Source organism: Streptococcus sp. HMSC073F11, from assembly GCF_001810785.1.
Lineage (GTDB): Bacteria > Bacillota > Bacilli > Lactobacillales > Streptococcaceae > Streptococcus.
Window position 1 is genome coordinate 454,933 of the sequence record NZ_KV802690.1, and the last position, 14,490, is coordinate 469,422.

Consider the following 14,490-nt stretch of genomic DNA (forward strand, 5'->3'; position numbering starts at 1 on the left):
TCCTAGTTTGCTCTTTGATTTTCATTGAGTATGAAATGAGAAGACAAAAAGATTGTCACAAACCCCTATTTTTTTGATAGAATAGAAGTAGTAAAAAAGAAATGAGTTAGACATGTCAAAAGGATTTTTAGTCTCTCTTGAGGGACCAGAGGGAGCAGGAAAGACCAGTGTTTTAGAGGCTCTACTCCCCATTTTAGAGGAAAAAGGAGTAGAGGTGCTGACGACCCGTGAGCCAGGTGGAGTTTTGATTGGGGAGAAGATTCGTCAAGTGATTTTGGACCCAAGTCATACTCAAATGGATCCTAAAACAGAGCTCCTTCTCTATATCGCAAGTCGCAGACAGCACTTGGTGGAAAAAGTTCTGCCTGCTCTTGAAGCTGGTAAGTTGGTCATTATGGACCGTTTCATCGATAGTTCCGTTGCTTATCAGGGATTTGGCCGTGGCTTGGATATTGATGCCATTGATTGGCTCAATCACTTTGCGACAGATGGCCTCAAACCTGATTTGACACTTTATTTTGACATTGAGGTGGAAGAGGGGCTTGCTCGCATTGCTGCCAATAGTGATCGGGAGGTCAATCGTTTGGACTTGGAAGGTTTGGACTTGCACAAGAAAGTCCGTCAAGGCTACCTTTCTCTTCTGGAAAAAGAAGGAAATCGCATTGTCAAGATTGATGCCAGTCTTCCTTTGGAGCAAGTTGTGGAAATTACCAAGGCTGTCTTGTTTGACAGAATGGGCTTGGCTAAATGAAACAAGATCAACTAAAGGCTTGGCAACCAGAGCAGTTTGACCGCTTTGTCCGTATTCTAGAACAAAACCAGCTCAATCATGCCTACCTTTTTTCAGGTTTCTTTGGAAGCTTGGAAATGGCGCAGTTTTTGGCTAAGAGCCTCTTTTGTAGGGATAAGGCAGGCGTTTTACCATGTGAGAAATGCCGGAACTGCAAGCTGATTGAGCAGGAAGAATTTCCCGATGTCACTTTGATTAAGCCGGTCAATCAGGTCATTAAGACAGAACGGATTCGAGAATTGGTGGCTCAGTTTTCCCAAGCAGGGATTGAAAGCCAGCAACAGGTCTTTATCATCGAGCAGGCGGAGAAAATGCATCCCAATGCAGCCAACTCTCTGCTCAAGGTCATCGAAGAACCTCAGAGTGAAGTTTACATTTTCTTCTTAACTAGTGATGAGGAAAAAATCTTGCCGACAATCCGTAGTCGGACCCAGATTTTTCACTTTAAAAAGCAAGAAGAAAAGCTCATCCATCAATTAGAACAAGCAGGTCTAGTCAAGAAAAAAGCAACTCTCTTAGCCCAGTTTAGTCAATCGAGAGCTGAAGCTGAAAAGTTGGCTAATCAGGCAAGTTTTTGGACTATAGTTGATGAAAGCGAGCGCTTACTAACTTGGTTAGTAGCCAAGAAAAAAGAGAGTTATTTGCAAGTTGCTAAATTGGCTAGCTTGGCAGATGACAAGGAGAAACAAGACCAGGTCTTGCGAATCCTCGAAGTTCTCTGTGGACAGGACCTCTTGCAAGTAAGGATTCGACAGATTTTACAAGATTTACTAGAAGCTAGAAAAATGTGGCAGGCTAATGTCAGCTTTCAAAATGCCATGGAATATCTGGTTTTGAAAGAAATATAAACTCATACTCTTCGAAAATCAAATTCAAACCACGTCAACGTCGCCTTACCGTACTCAAGTACAGCCTGCGGCTAGCTTCCTAGTTTGCTCTTTGATTTTCATTGAGTATTAAAAATGAACGATATAGAAAGGAAAGGGCTGTTTTATGGACAAAAAAGAATTATTTGACGCGCTAGATGATTTTTCCCAACAGTTACTGGTGACCTTGGCCGATGTGGAAGCCATTAAGAAAAATCTCAAGAGCCTGGTAGAGGAAAATACAGCTCTTCGCTTGGAAAATAGTAAGTTGCGCGAACGCTTAGGCGAGGTGGAAGCAGATACTCCCGTCAAGGCCAAGCATGTTCGTGAAAGCGTCCGTCGGATCTATAAAGACGGGTTTCACGTATGTAATGATTTTTATGGACAACGTCGAGAACAGGACGAGGAATGTATGTTCTGTGACGAGTTGTTGTACAGGGAGTAGGCATGCAGATTCAAAAAAGTTTTAAGGGGCAAACTCCCTATGGCAAGCTTTACTTAGTAGCAACGCCGATTGGCAATCTAGATGACATGACCTTTCGTGCCATCCAGACTTTGAAAGAAGTGGACTGGATTGCGGCTGAGGACACGCGTAATACGGGGCTTTTGCTCAAGCATTTTGACATTCCGACCAAGCAGATTAGTTTTCATGAGCACAATGCCAAGGAAAAAATTCCTGATTTGATTGGTTTCTTGAAAGCAGGACAAAGTATCGCTCAGGTCTCTGATGCGGGTCTGCCTAGTATCTCAGACCCTGGGCATGATTTGGTCAAGGTAGCTATTGAGGAAGAAATCGCAGTTGTTACCGTTCCAGGTGCCTCTGCAGGAATTTCTGCCTTGATTGCCAGTGGTTTAGCTCCACAACCACATATCTTTTACGGTTTCTTACTGAGAAAATCAGGCCAGCAAAAGCAATTTTTCGACTTAAAAAAAGATTACCCAGAAACTCAGATTTTCTACGAATCGCCCCATCGTGTAGCGGATACATTGGGAAATATGCTAGAAGTCTACGGTGACCGCTCGGTAGTCTTGGTCAGGGAATTGACCAAAATCTATGAAGAATACCAACGAGGTACCATTTCTGAATTATTAGAAAGCATAGCTGAAACGCCACTCAAGGGCGAATGCCTTCTCATTGTTGAAGGTGCCAGTCAGGATGTGGAGGAAAAGGACGAGGAGGACTTGTTTTCAGAAATCCAATCTCGTATCCAGCAAGGCATGAAGAAAAATCAAGCCATTAAGGAAGTCGCAAAGATATATCAGTGGAACAAAAGTCAGCTCTACGCTGCCTACCACGAATGGGAAGAAAATCAAGAAAATGACTAAACAGGGAAGTTTGCCTTCTTCCCTTTTTTTGTTATACTAGTATAAGAAAAATTAGAAAGATTTGTGGGTATCAAACAGTCTAGTAGCTTGTTTTTATTTGGACTTAGTTTCCACCCAAAGAGGTATTAGTGTCGTGTCTCAATCTTATATCAATGTTATCGGTGCTGGTTTGGCAGGTTCTGAAGCAGCTTACCAAATCGCAGAACGCGGTATTCCAGTTAAACTCTATGAAATGCGTGGTGTCAAGTCAACACCCCAACACAAAACAGACAATTTTGCTGAATTGGTTTGTTCCAATTCCTTACGTGGGGATGCTCTGACAAACGCCGTTGGACTCCTCAAGGAAGAAATGCGTCGCTTGGGTTCTGTCATTTTGGAATCTGCTGAAGCTACACGTGTCCCTGCTGGTGGTGCCCTTGCGGTGGACCGCGATGGTTTCTCCCAGATGGTGACCGAAAAAGTAGCCAATCACCCCTTGATTGAAGTGGTTCGTGATGAAATTACAGAATTGCCAACGGATGTTATTACAGTTGTCGCTACTGGTCCTTTGACTAGTGATGCCTTAGCTGAAAAGATTCATGCCCTCAATGACGGTGATGGTTTCTATTTCTACGATGCGGCGGCGCCGATTATCGATGTCAATACCATCGATATGAGCAAGGTCTATCTCAAATCTCGTTATGATAAGGGAGAGGCGGCCTACCTCAACGCTCCAATGACCAAACAAGAATTTATGGATTTCCATGAGGCATTGGTCAATGCGGAAGAAGCACCGCTGAATTCTTTTGAAAAAGAAAAGTACTTTGAAGGATGTATGCCAATCGAAGTCATGGCCAAGCGTGGCATTAAAACCATGCTTTATGGTCCCATGAAACCAGTTGGTCTGGAGTATCCAGATGACTACACAGGCCCTCGTGATGGAGATTTCAAAACTCCATATGCGGTTGTCCAGCTCCGTCAGGATAATGCGGCTGGTAGTCTCTATAATATCGTTGGATTCCAGACCCACCTCAAATGGGGAGAACAAAAGCGTGTCTTCCAAATGATTCCAGGTCTTGAAAATGCGGAGTTTGTTCGCTATGGGGTCATGCATCGCAATTCTTATATGGATTCACCGAACTTGCTAGAACAAACCTATCGTTCTAAGAAACAACCAAACCTTTTCTTTGCTGGTCAAATGACGGGTGTGGAAGGCTATGTTGAGTCAGCAGCTTCAGGCTTGGTTGCAGGTATTAACGCAGCTCGTCTCTTTAAGGGTGAAAGTGAAGCTATCTTCCCAGAGACCACAGCGATTGGAAGTCTAGCTCATTACATCACTCATGCGGACAGCAAACATTTCCAACCAATGAATGTCAATTTTGGGATTATCAAGGAATTGGAAGGCGAGCGTATCCGTGATAAAAAAGTTCGTTATGAAAAAATTGCAGAGCGTGCTCTTACCGACTTAGAGGAATTTTTAACGGTTTAATTTTTTTGAAAGAATTGCTCATGATACTATAAAAATCTTAGAAATTGTGATAAAATAGGTAGGATAAAAAAAGGAGAGTAAAAATGGCGAACCCCAAGTATAAACGTATTTTAATCAAGTTATCAGGTGAAGCCCTTGCCGGTGAACGTGGCGTAGGGATTGATATCCAGACAGTTCAAACAATCGCAAAAGAGATTCAAGAAGTTCATAGCTTAGGTATCGAAATTGCCCTTGTTATTGGTGGAGGAAATCTCTGGCGTGGAGAACCTGCTGCAGAAGCAGGAATGGACCGCGTTCAGGCCGATTACACTGGAATGCTTGGGACCGTGATGAATGCTCTTGTGATGGCAGATTCATTGCAGCAAGTTGGTGTCGATACGCGTGTGCAAACTGCCATTGCCATGCAACAAGTGGCAGAGCCGTACGTACGTGGACGTGCCCTTCGTCATCTTGAAAAAGGCCGCATCGTTATCTTTGGTGCTGGGATTGGTTCACCTTACTTCTCAACAGATACAACAGCTGCCCTTCGTGCAGCTGAAATCGAAGCGGATGCCATTCTGATGGCTAAAAATGGGGTAGACGGTGTTTACAATGCCGATCCTAAGAAAGACAAAACTGCCGTTAAGTTTGAAGAATTGACCCACCGTGACGTTATCAATAAAGGTCTTCGTATCATGGACTCAACTGCTTCAACCCTCTCTATGGACAACGACATTGACTTGGTTGTCTTCAATATGAACCAACCAGGCAACATCAAACGTGTCGTATTTGGTGAAAATATTGGAACAACAGTTTCAAACAATATCGAAGAAAAGGAATAAGAAAATTATGGCTAATGCAATTGTAGAAAAAGCTAAAGAGAGAATGACCCAGTCTCACCAATCACTTGCTCGTGAATTTGGTGGTATCCGTGCCGGTCGTGCCAACGCAAGCTTGCTAGACCGTATCCATGTAGAATACTATGGAGTCGAAACTCCTCTTAACCAAATCGCTTCTATTACTATTCCAGAGGCTCGTGTCTTGTTGGTAACACCATTTGACAAGTCTTCATTGAAAGACATCGAACGTGCCTTGAACGCTTCTGACCTTGGTATCACACCAGCTAATGATGGTTCTGTGATCCGCTTGGTTATCCCTGCTCTTACAGAAGAGACTCGTCGTGACCTTGCCAAAGAAGTGAAGAAGGTCGGTGAGAATGCTAAAGTGGCTGTCCGCAATATCCGTCGCGACGCTATGGACGAAGCTAAAAAGCAAGAAAAAGCAAAAGAAATCACTGAAGACGAATTGAAGACTCTTGAAAAAGATATTCAAAAAGTAACAGACGATGCTGTGAAACACATCGACGACATGACTGCCAATAAAGAAAAAGAAATCTTGGAAGTCTAAAAATAAACAGAAAAACTCAGTTGGCATTGCTGGCTGAGTTTTATTCGAAAGAAGGAAATATGAATACAAATCTTGCAAGTTTTATCGTTGGACTTATCATCGATGAAAATGACCGTTTTTACTTTGTGCAAAAGGATGGTCAGACCTATGCTCTTGCTAAGGAAGAAGGTCAACACACAGTAGGGGATACGGTCAAAGGTTTTGCCTACTCGGATATGAAGCAAAAACTCCGCTTGACCACTCTAGAAGTGACTGCCACACAGGACCAATTTGGTTGGGGAACTGTAACGGAAGTTCGTAAAGACTTGGGTGTCTTTGTGGATACAGGCCTTCCTGACAAGGAAATCGTTGTGTCACTCGATATCCTCCCTGAGCTCAAGGAACTCTGGCCTAAGAAGGGGGATAAACTCTACATCCGTCTTGAAGTGGACAAGAAAGACCGAATCTGGGGACTCTTGGCTTATCAAGAAGACTTCCAACGTCTGGCTCGTCCTGCCTACAACAACATGCAGAACCAAAACTGGCCAGCCATTGTTTACCGCCTCAAGCTGTCAGGTACCTTTGTCTATCTGCCAGAAAATAACATGCTTGGCTTTATCCATCCTAGCGAGCGCTATGCGGAGCCACGTTTAGGACAAGTTTTAGATGCGCGCGTTATTGGTTTCCGTGAAGTGGACCGCACGTTGAACCTCTCCCTCAAACCACGTTCCTTTGAAATGTTGGAAAATGATGCCCAGATGATTTTGACCTACTTGGAAAGCAATGGCGGTTTCATGACCTTGAATGATAAGTCATCTCCTGATGACATCAAGGCAACCTTTGGCATTTCTAAAGGTCAGTTCAAGAAAGCACTCGGAGGCTTGATGAAGACTGGTAAAATCAAGCAAGACCAGTTTGGGACAGAGTTGATTTAAACCTTATAGACATGATAAAGAAACTTGAAGAAATGAGTTTAGAGGAACTCTGGCAACTTTTTCCAATTTTTCTAGTAGAGCACAAGTCAGAGTGGAAAGACTGGTATGAATCGGAAAAAACAAGTCTGAAAAAAATATTGGGTGCAAATGTTATTAAAAGAATAGAACATATCGGTAGCACTGCTATCCCTAATATTTGGGCTAAAAATATCGTTGATATTCTGTTAGAAGTAGGTAGAAAAGAGGATTTAGCAAGAGTTAGGGATTTATTAGTGAAGAATGGTTGGCTAGTGATGTCGGAAAGTCCTAACAGGATTTCGCTAAATAAAGGCTATACAGAGCAGGGATTTTCTGAGAAAGTTTTTCATTTACATTTGCGAATGACGGGAGATCATGACGAGATTTATTTTAGAGATTATCTCTGCCAGCATCCAGATATTGCCCAAGCGTATCAGGAATTAAAACTAAGTTTGTGGAAAAAATTTGAACACAATCGAGACGCCTATACTGATGCGAAAACGGATTTTATAAACCACTACGTTTCAGAGGCTAAGTCCAGTAATTTTCAAGAATCAGAAAAGTGTCATCAAAAAACTCTTGATAGGAGAAAGAATTGAGAAAATCATTTTACACTTGGCTCATGACCGAGCGCAATCCTAAAAGTAACAGTCCTAAAGCTATCTTGGCAGACCTCGCTTTTGAGGAGTCAGCTTTTCCAAAACACACGGATGATTTTGATGAGGTGAGTCGCTTTTTGGAGGAGCATGCCAGCTTCTCTTTTAACCTAGGAGACTTTGACGCCATCTGGCAAGAATACTTAGAACACTAGAGACAATGAGATGAGGCTAGTATTTTATTGTTCTCTTTGCTATAATAAAAAGAAATAAACGGATTAGAGAGGTTCTTTATTTGAAGGAACATTCAATAGACATTCAACTAAGTCACCCAGATGACTTGTTCCATCTTTTTGGTTCCAATGAGCGCCATCTTCGTTTGATGGAAGAAGAGCTCGATGTGGTGATTCATGCCCGTACGGAAATTGTCCAGGTTTTGGGAGAAGAAGCTGCATGTGAGGAAGCCCGTCAGGTTATCCAAGCCTTGATGGTCTTGGTGAATCGTGGAATGACCGTTGGTACGCCAGATGTGGTGACTGCGATTAATATGGTCAAAAACGATGAAATCGACAAGTTTGTCGCCCTTTACGAAGAAGAAATCATCAAGGATAATACTGGGAAGCCTATCCGTGTCAAAACCTTGGGTCAAAAACTTTATGTGGACAGTGTTAAACAGCATGATGTGACCTTTGGAATTGGGCCAGCAGGTACAGGGAAGACCTTCCTTGCAGTGACCTTGGCTGTGACAGCTCTTAAACGTGGTCAGGTTAAGCGGATTATCCTAACACGCCCGGCAGTGGAAGCTGGCGAGAGTCTAGGTTTTCTTCCGGGTGATCTTAAAGAGAAGGTAGATCCTTACCTTCGACCTGTTTATGATGCCTTGTATCAGATTCTGGGAAAAGACCAAACAACTCGACTCATGGAGCGTGAAATTATCGAGATTGCGCCCCTTGCCTATATGCGTGGACGAACCTTGGATGATGCCTTTGTCATTCTCGATGAGGCGCAAAATACGACTATCATGCAGATGAAGATGTTCTTGACTCGTTTAGGTTTTAATTCTAAGATGATTGTCAATGGAGATATCAGTCAGATTGACCTTCCGCGTAACGTCAAGTCCGGTTTGATTGATGCTCAGGAAAAGCTCAAGAACATTCACCAGATTGACTTTGTTCATTTTTCAGCCAAGGATGTGGTTCGCCATCCAGTTGTCGCTCAGATTATCCGAGCTTATGAACCAGCTCCAATTAAAAATGAAGAGCGTGAAGAAATCCAAGAAGAAACAGAATAGCAAGAAAGAGCAGTTCAGGTGGAATTGCTCTTTCTTTTATCTGATAATTAGATTTTTTATACTAGTTCATCAATTGGAGTATGTTTTTGATCGAGACCTTGAGCTACTGGAAGACTGGTTAAGTAACCTTGATAAGTGGTAACACCTTGACGCAAGCCCTCATCCTCAGAGATTGCTTGCACAAAACCTTTACCAGCCAAAGCTTCGATATAAGGAAGAGTGACATTAGTTAGGGCGATGGTTGAAGTACGGGCAACTGCACCGGGGATGTTAGCAACGGCATAGTGGAGCACACCGTGTTTTTCATAGACAGGCTCATCGTGCGTTGTCACACGGTCAGCTGTCTCGATAACACCACCTTGGTCAACAGCAACGTCAACGATGACTGATCCTGGACGCATTTGCTTGACCATCTCATCTGTCACCAATTTTGGTGCTTTGGCACCTGGGATGAGAACCGCTCCGATCACCACATCCGCATCTCTCACACTGGCTTCGATGTTGAGCGAATTGGACATAAGGGTTTGAATTTGATGACCAAAGACCTCCTCTAAAACAGAGAGACGTTTAGCACTGATATCAAGGATGGTCACTTGCGCTCCCAATCCTAAAGCGATGCGGGCAGCATGGGTCCCTACGACACCGCCACCGATGATGGTTACTTTCCCTTTAGGTACACCCGGGACACCACCCAGTAGAACGCCAGCACCTCCTGCTTGCTTGGTTAGGAAATGAGCACCGATTTGGACTGCCATACGGCCTGCAACCTCACTCATAGGTACGAGGAGTGGTAACTGACCTTGGGAATCACGAACAGTTTCATAGGCAATCCCTGTTGTTTTTGCTGCTAGCATAGCATCTGCTAATTCTGGAGCAGCGGCCATGTGCAAGTAGGTGAAGAGAAGCAGGTCGTCACGTAAGTAACCATATTCAGAAGCTAGTGGTTCTTTTACTTTCACGACCAACTCAGCTGCCCAGGCTTCACCAGCAGTAGCGACAATCTCAGCTCCTTGCTTTTGATAGTCAGCATCAGTAAAGCCTGAACCGAGACCAGCATTTGTTTCGATAAGGACGCGATGACCACGACCGACTAAGCTGTGGACACCAGCAGGTGTGAGGGCGACACGGTTTTCATTATTCTTAATTTCTTTTGGAATTCCGATTAACATAGAGAAAAACTCCCTTTCTATTGACGGGTTATAAATGATTTATCACAATTATCTATAAAATAAGGTGATGATTTTATTCTATATGAAACCGCTTTAAAAAGCAAGAAAAACTTGTTATCACTTCTTTTTTATGCTAGACTGGTAGAAAATACTTTTGAATGGTAGAAACGTATGGAATCAATTTTTGTAAAACTTGCCCAGTATCCGTCTATAGAAACGGAGCGTTTATTACTTAGACCTGTAACTTTGGATGATGCGGAGGAAATGTTTGACTATGCCTCAGACAGAGAAAATACGCGCTACACTTTTCCAACAAATCAAAGTTTGGAAGAAACTCAAAATAATATTGCTCAGTTCTACTTGGCCAATCCCTTGGGGCGTTGGGGAATAGAACTGAAATGCAATGACAAATTTATTGGAACCATTGATTTGCACAAGATTGATCCTGTTCTTAAGAAGGTAGCTATTGGTTATATTATCAACCAAAAGTATTGGAATCAAGGTTTGACGACAGAAGCCAATCGTGCCGTAATTAAGCTAGTTTTTGAGAAGATAGGAATGAACAAGTTGGTTGCTCTTCACGATAAGGCTAATCCCGCGTCAGGAAAGGTCATGGAGAAATCAGGAATGCATTTTTCCCACGAAGAAGCTTATGCTTGTATGGACCAGCATGAAGAAGACCGAATCGTGACAAGAGTTCATTATGTCTTGACCAAGGAAGACTATTTTGCAAATAAATAAGCAGTTGAGAAGAAATTTTCGACTGTTTTTTCTTCCTCTTACGAATAATCTAAGAGAGGAGAAAATATGAAAGCAATTATCGAGAAAATTAAAGAGTATAAAATCATCGCCATCTGTACTGGTCTGGGCTTGCTTGTAGGAGGATTTTTCCTGCTAAAGCCAACTCCACAAACACCTGTAAAAGAAACGAATTTACAGGCAGAAATTGCAGCTGCTTCCAAGAATTCATCGACCGAAAAGGAAGTGAAGGAAGAAAAGGAAGAACCGGTTGAACAAGATCTAATCACCGTAGATGTGAAAGGTGCTGTTAAATCGCCAGGGATTTATGATTTGCCGGTAGGTAGTCGAGTCAATGATGCTGTTCAGAAGGCTGGTGGCTTGATAGAACAAGCAGATAGCAAGTCGCTCAATCTAGCTCAGAAAGTTAGTGACGAGGCTCTGGTTTACGTTCCCACTAAGGGAGAAGAATCAGCTAGTGAAAAGACTGGTTCTGGAGCGCCTTCTTCAACGAGCAAGGAAAAGAAGGTTAATCTCAACAAGGCCAGTCTGGAAGAACTCAAGCAGGTCAAGGGACTGGGAGGAAAACGAGCTCAGGACATTATCGACCATCGTGAATCAAATGGGAAATTCAAGTCAGTAGATGAACTCAAGAAAGTCTCTGGAATTGGTACCAAGACCATAGAAAAGCTAAAAGATTATGTTACAGTGGATTAAGAATTTCCCCATTCCCCTAATTTTCCTGAGTTTTCTATTGCTTTGGATTTATTATGCTATTTTCTCAGCATCCTATCTTGCTTTGTTGGGCTTTGTTTTTCTGCTAGTTTGTCTCTTTATTCAATTTCCTTGGAAATCAGCAGGCAAAGTTCTAGTGATTTGTGGAATCTTTGGATTCTGGTTTCTGTTTCAAACTTGGCAACAGAGTCAAGCTAGTCAAAACCTAGCGGATTCTGTTGAAAGGGTACGGATTTTGCCTGACACTATTAAGGTCAATGGTGATAGTCTGTCCTTTCGTGGTAAGTCTGATGAACGCATTTTTCAAGTCTATTATAAACTCCAATCCGAGGAGGAGAAAGAATCCTTTCAAGCTTTAACAGATCTTCATGAGATAGGACTAGAAGGAAAACTTTCGGAGCCAGAGGGGCAGAGGAATTTTGGTGGATTTAACTATCAGGCCTATCTGAAAACTCAGGGGATTTACCAGACTCTCAATATCAAAAAAATCCAGTCACTTCAAAAGGTTGGTAGTTTGGATATAGGTGAAAACCTGTCCAGTTTACGTCGAAAGGCTGTAGTTTGGATTAAGACGCATTTTCCAGATCCTATGCGCAATTACATGACGGGGCTTCTATTAGGACATCTGGACACGGACTTTGAGGAGATGAATGAGCTTTATTCCAGTCTAGGAATTATCCACCTCTTTGCCCTGTCTGGTATGCAGGTAGGATTTTTCATGGATGGATTTAAGAAACTACTCTTGCGATTGGGCTTGACCCAAGAAAAGTTGAAATGGCTGACCTATCCCTTTTCCATTCTCTATGCTGGTCTGACAGGATTTTCAACTTCGGTTATTCGCAGTCTTTTGCAAAAGCTACTGGCTCAACATGGTGTTAAGGGATTAGATAATTTTGCCTTGACGGTCCTTATCCTCTTTATCATCATGCCAAACTTTTTCCTGACTGCAGGAGGAGTCTTGTCCTGCGCCTATGCTTTTATCTTGACCATGACCAGCAAAGAAGGAGAGGGCCTCAAGGCTGTTGCTAGAGAAAGTCTAGTCATTTCCTTGGGAATACTGCCCATTCTGTCCTTCTATTTTGCGGAATTTCAACCTTGGTCCATCCTTTTGACCTTTGTCTTTTCCTTTCTATTTGATTTGGTCTTCTTACCGCTCCTGTCTATCTTATTTGCCCTTTCCTTTCTCTATCCAGTCATTCAGCTGAATTTTATTTTTGAATGGTTGGAGGGGATGATTCGCTTGGTATCACAGGTGGCAAGTAGGCCTCTAGTCTTTGGACAACCCAATGCATGGCTTTTAATTTTATTGTTAATTTCCTTGGCTTTAGTCTATGATTTGAGGAAAAACATTAAAATGATAATAGTATTGAGCTTACTGATTACAGGTCTCTTTTTCCTGACCAAGCATCCACTGGAAAATGAAATTACCATGCTGGATGTGGGGCAAGGCGAAAGTATTTTCTTACGGGATGTAACTGGTAAGACCATTCTCATAGATGTGGGAGGTAAGGCAGAGTCTGATAAGAAAATTGAAAAATGGCAAGAAAAGGCGACAACCAGCAATGCCCAGCGAACCTTGATTCCCTATCTCAAAAGTCGAGGAGTAGATAAGATTGACCAGCTGATTTTGACAAATACGGACAAGGAACATGTTGGAGATTTGTTGGAGGTGACCAAGGCTTTCCATGTAGGCGAAATTTTAGTGTCCAAAGGCAGTTTGAAACAGAAGGAAATTGTTGCAGAACTACAGGCAACTCAAACCAAGGTGCGCAGTGTGACAACAGGAGAGAACTTGCTAATTTTTGGAAGTCAGTTAGAAGTCCTAGCTCCAAGGAAAATAGGAGATGGAGGTTATGATGATTCCCTGGTTCTGTATGGAAAACTTTTGGATAAGCACTTTCTCTTCACGGGAAATTTGGAGGAGAAAGGAGAGAAGGACATGCTGAAGCAATATCCTGACTTAGAGGTGGATGTATTGAAAGCTAGCCAACATGGCTCTAAAAAATCATCAAGTTCAGCCTTTCTAGAACAGCTCAAACCAGAGCTTACTCTTATCTCAGTTGGAAAGAGCAATCGAACCAAACTACCTCATCAGGAAACCTTGACACGACTGGAAGATATCAATAGCAAAGTTTACCGAACTGACCAGCAAGGAGCTATACGCTTTAAGGGGTGGAATAGTTGGAAAATCGAAAGCGTTCGATAGGAAGGACAAATATTATATATTAGTAAAATAAACTAAAAATCTGTTGCATAATAATGATAAAAACGATATAATGAAAGCGTCTTCAATATTGATGATATAAAATCATTAAAAATTAGTAAAAATCGTTTAATTAGTTAGTTTATGATCTATTGGTCTTTTTCAGTCCAGTATATCTGCTGTTAGCGTTCTTAAAACTTATAGGTATGGTTGGAATATCTACTATAAGTCTAGTATGAATTCCCAGAGATATAACTATATTAATTCCCTGTTATGGTATCGTTATGATAGCTATTCTGAATATAAAATTGGTTCTGGTTGGAATTACAATAGTTATGATGTAATAAACTACTCCAGCGGATGCTATTAATCCTTAAAGAGTGATAAAAAGGAGGGCTAGATATGTTGCATCTTACTCATGTGACCTTAAAAACACGACAAGTCATCTTACAAGATGTTGATTTTACATTTGAAAAGGGTAGGATTTATGGTATTCTTGCTATAAATGGTTCTGGAAAGACAACACTGTTCCGCGCCATTAGCAATTTAATTCCTATAAGTAGTGGAAATATCGCAGCCCCTCCTTCTTTATTTTATTATGAAAGCGTTGAATGGCTGGATGGTAACCTAAGTGGGATGGACTATCTTCGTCTTATAAAAAACATCTGGAAGTCAGATCTGAACTTGAGGGAGGAAATTGCCTATTGGGAAATGTCTGACTATGTCAGACTTCCCATTCGCAAGTATTCCTTAGGCATGAAGCAACGCTTGGTGATTGCCATGTATTTCCTCAGTCAGGCGAAATGCTGGCTCATGGATGAGATTACAAATGGCTTAGATGAGTATTATCGACAGAAGTTTTTTGATAGGCTAGCACAAATCGATAGACAAGAACAGCTGGTTCTTTTAAGTTCCCACTATAAGGAAGAGTTGCTTGATGTCTGCGATAGAGTAGTAACCATTCACCAGGGGCAAATAGAAGAGGTTTAG

Annotated in this window: 16 protein-coding genes; 15 read left to right on the forward strand and 1 reads right to left on the reverse strand. The window is 42.1% G+C overall.

The window, feature by feature from the left end:
• The first annotated feature begins 112 nt into the window (after positions 1-112).
• From tmk to HMPREF2764_RS03955, 11 genes are all read left to right on the forward strand, one after another.
• On the forward strand, positions 113-751 hold the full coding sequence (tmk, locus tag HMPREF2764_RS03905) for a dTMP kinase (protein WP_000033378.1): 639 nt from the start codon (positions 113-115) through the stop codon (positions 749-751).
• Positions 748-1,638 (forward strand): DNA polymerase III subunit delta', encoded by an 891-nt coding sequence (locus HMPREF2764_RS03910; protein WP_000806733.1) that lies wholly within the window; start codon positions 748-750, stop codon positions 1,636-1,638. Before tmk ends, HMPREF2764_RS03910 begins: the two co-directional genes overlap by 4 nt.
• Positions 1,639-1,783: 145 nt before the next feature.
• Positions 1,784-2,101 (forward strand): DNA replication initiation control protein YabA, encoded by a 318-nt coding sequence (gene yabA, locus HMPREF2764_RS03915; RefSeq protein ID WP_000358229.1) that lies wholly within the window; start codon positions 1,784-1,786, stop codon positions 2,099-2,101.
• Positions 2,102-2,103: 2 nt separating this feature from the next.
• Positions 2,104-2,982, forward strand: a complete 879-nt coding sequence (rsmI, locus tag HMPREF2764_RS03920) for a 16S rRNA (cytidine(1402)-2'-O)-methyltransferase (protein ID WP_070527317.1) — start codon at positions 2,104-2,106, stop codon at positions 2,980-2,982.
• 133 nt (positions 2,983-3,115) lie between these two features.
• Positions 3,116-4,450 (forward strand): methylenetetrahydrofolate--tRNA-(uracil(54)-C(5))-methyltransferase (FADH(2)-oxidizing) TrmFO, encoded by a 1,335-nt coding sequence (gene trmFO, locus HMPREF2764_RS03925; RefSeq protein ID WP_070527320.1) that lies wholly within the window; start codon positions 3,116-3,118, stop codon positions 4,448-4,450.
• 83 nt (positions 4,451-4,533) lie between these two features.
• The gene (gene pyrH, locus HMPREF2764_RS03930; protein ID WP_000002996.1) at positions 4,534-5,271 is read left to right on the forward strand and encodes a UMP kinase; all 738 of its coding nucleotides are present in this window, start codon (positions 4,534-4,536) and stop codon (positions 5,269-5,271) included.
• A gap of 7 nt (positions 5,272-5,278) precedes the next feature.
• The gene (gene frr, locus HMPREF2764_RS03935; protein ID WP_001262235.1) at positions 5,279-5,836 is read left to right on the forward strand and encodes a ribosome recycling factor; all 558 of its coding nucleotides are present in this window, start codon (positions 5,279-5,281) and stop codon (positions 5,834-5,836) included.
• Between the two features lie 59 nt (positions 5,837-5,895).
• Positions 5,896-6,750, forward strand: coding sequence for an RNA-binding virulence regulatory protein CvfB (gene cvfB / locus HMPREF2764_RS03940; protein WP_070527323.1), 855 nt, complete (start codon positions 5,896-5,898; stop codon positions 6,748-6,750).
• An 11-nt stretch (positions 6,751-6,761) separates the two neighbouring features.
• A complete protein-coding gene (locus HMPREF2764_RS03945) occupies positions 6,762-7,367 on the forward strand; it encodes a GrpB family protein (protein ID WP_070527326.1) in 606 nt (201 codons plus the stop codon).
• Complete coding sequence (locus HMPREF2764_RS03950; protein WP_001232084.1) at positions 7,364-7,579, forward strand: YozE family protein; 216 nt, start codon at positions 7,364-7,366, stop codon at positions 7,577-7,579. Before HMPREF2764_RS03945 ends, HMPREF2764_RS03950 begins: the two co-directional genes overlap by 4 nt.
• 80 nt (positions 7,580-7,659) lie before the next feature.
• Entirely contained in the window at positions 7,660-8,655 is a 996-nt protein-coding gene (locus HMPREF2764_RS03955) for a PhoH family protein (RefSeq protein WP_070527329.1), read from the forward strand.
• Between the two features lie 56 nt (positions 8,656-8,711).
• On the opposite strand, the gene ald is transcribed toward HMPREF2764_RS03955, so the two are convergent.
• Positions 8,712-9,824, reverse strand: a complete 1,113-nt coding sequence (ald, locus tag HMPREF2764_RS03960; protein WP_020902916.1) for an alanine dehydrogenase — start codon at positions 9,822-9,824, stop codon at positions 8,712-8,714.
• 171 nt (positions 9,825-9,995) lie between these two features.
• Here ald and HMPREF2764_RS03965 point away from each other — a divergent pair, with 171 nt between their 5' ends.
• The 4 genes from HMPREF2764_RS03965 to HMPREF2764_RS03985 all read left to right on the forward strand — a co-directional run bounded on the left by HMPREF2764_RS03965 (position 9,996) and on the right by HMPREF2764_RS03985 (position 14,490).
• Positions 9,996-10,565 (forward strand): GNAT family N-acetyltransferase, encoded by a 570-nt coding sequence (locus HMPREF2764_RS03965; protein ID WP_070527332.1) that lies wholly within the window; start codon positions 9,996-9,998, stop codon positions 10,563-10,565.
• Between the two features lie 66 nt (positions 10,566-10,631).
• The gene (locus tag HMPREF2764_RS03970; protein ID WP_070527335.1) at positions 10,632-11,279 is read left to right on the forward strand and encodes a helix-hairpin-helix domain-containing protein; all 648 of its coding nucleotides are present in this window, start codon (positions 10,632-10,634) and stop codon (positions 11,277-11,279) included.
• Positions 11,263-13,503 (forward strand): DNA internalization-related competence protein ComEC/Rec2, encoded by a 2,241-nt coding sequence (locus HMPREF2764_RS03975; protein ID WP_070527338.1) that lies wholly within the window; start codon positions 11,263-11,265, stop codon positions 13,501-13,503. The genes HMPREF2764_RS03970 and HMPREF2764_RS03975 overlap by 17 nt, the downstream gene beginning before the upstream one ends.
• A 399-nt stretch (positions 13,504-13,902) precedes the next feature.
• Positions 13,903-14,490 (forward strand): ABC transporter ATP-binding protein, encoded by a 588-nt coding sequence (locus tag HMPREF2764_RS03985; protein WP_070527344.1) that lies wholly within the window; start codon positions 13,903-13,905, stop codon positions 14,488-14,490.

Bases quoted from the DNA above. Each gene is read 5' to 3' on its own strand.
- tmk (WP_000033378.1), top strand. From the start codon at position 113: ATGTCAAAAGGATTTTTAGTCTCTCTTGAGGGACCAGAGGGAGCAGGA.
- HMPREF2764_RS03910 (WP_000806733.1), top strand. From the start codon at position 748: ATGAAACAAGATCAACTAAAGGCTTGGCAACCAGAGCAGTTTGACCGC.
- yabA (WP_000358229.1), top strand. From the start codon at position 1,784: ATGGACAAAAAAGAATTATTTGACGCGCTAGATGATTTTTCCCAACAG.
- rsmI (WP_070527317.1), top strand. From the start codon at position 2,104: ATGCAGATTCAAAAAAGTTTTAAGGGGCAAACTCCCTATGGCAAGCTT.
- pyrH (WP_000002996.1), top strand. From the start codon at position 4,534: ATGGCGAACCCCAAGTATAAACGTATTTTAATCAAGTTATCAGGTGAA.
- frr (WP_001262235.1), top strand. From the start codon at position 5,279: ATGGCTAATGCAATTGTAGAAAAAGCTAAAGAGAGAATGACCCAGTCT.
- cvfB (WP_070527323.1), top strand. From the start codon at position 5,896: ATGAATACAAATCTTGCAAGTTTTATCGTTGGACTTATCATCGATGAA.
- HMPREF2764_RS03945 (WP_070527326.1), top strand. From the start codon at position 6,762: ATGATAAAGAAACTTGAAGAAATGAGTTTAGAGGAACTCTGGCAACTT.
- ald (WP_020902916.1), bottom strand. From the start codon at position 9,824: ATGTTAATCGGAATTCCAAAAGAAATTAAGAATAATGAAAACCGTGTC.
- HMPREF2764_RS03965 (WP_070527332.1), top strand. From the start codon at position 9,996: ATGGAATCAATTTTTGTAAAACTTGCCCAGTATCCGTCTATAGAAACG.
- HMPREF2764_RS03970 (WP_070527335.1), top strand. From the start codon at position 10,632: ATGAAAGCAATTATCGAGAAAATTAAAGAGTATAAAATCATCGCCATC.
- HMPREF2764_RS03975 (WP_070527338.1), top strand. From the start codon at position 11,263: ATGTTACAGTGGATTAAGAATTTCCCCATTCCCCTAATTTTCCTGAGT.
- HMPREF2764_RS03985 (WP_070527344.1), top strand. From the start codon at position 13,903: ATGTTGCATCTTACTCATGTGACCTTAAAAACACGACAAGTCATCTTA.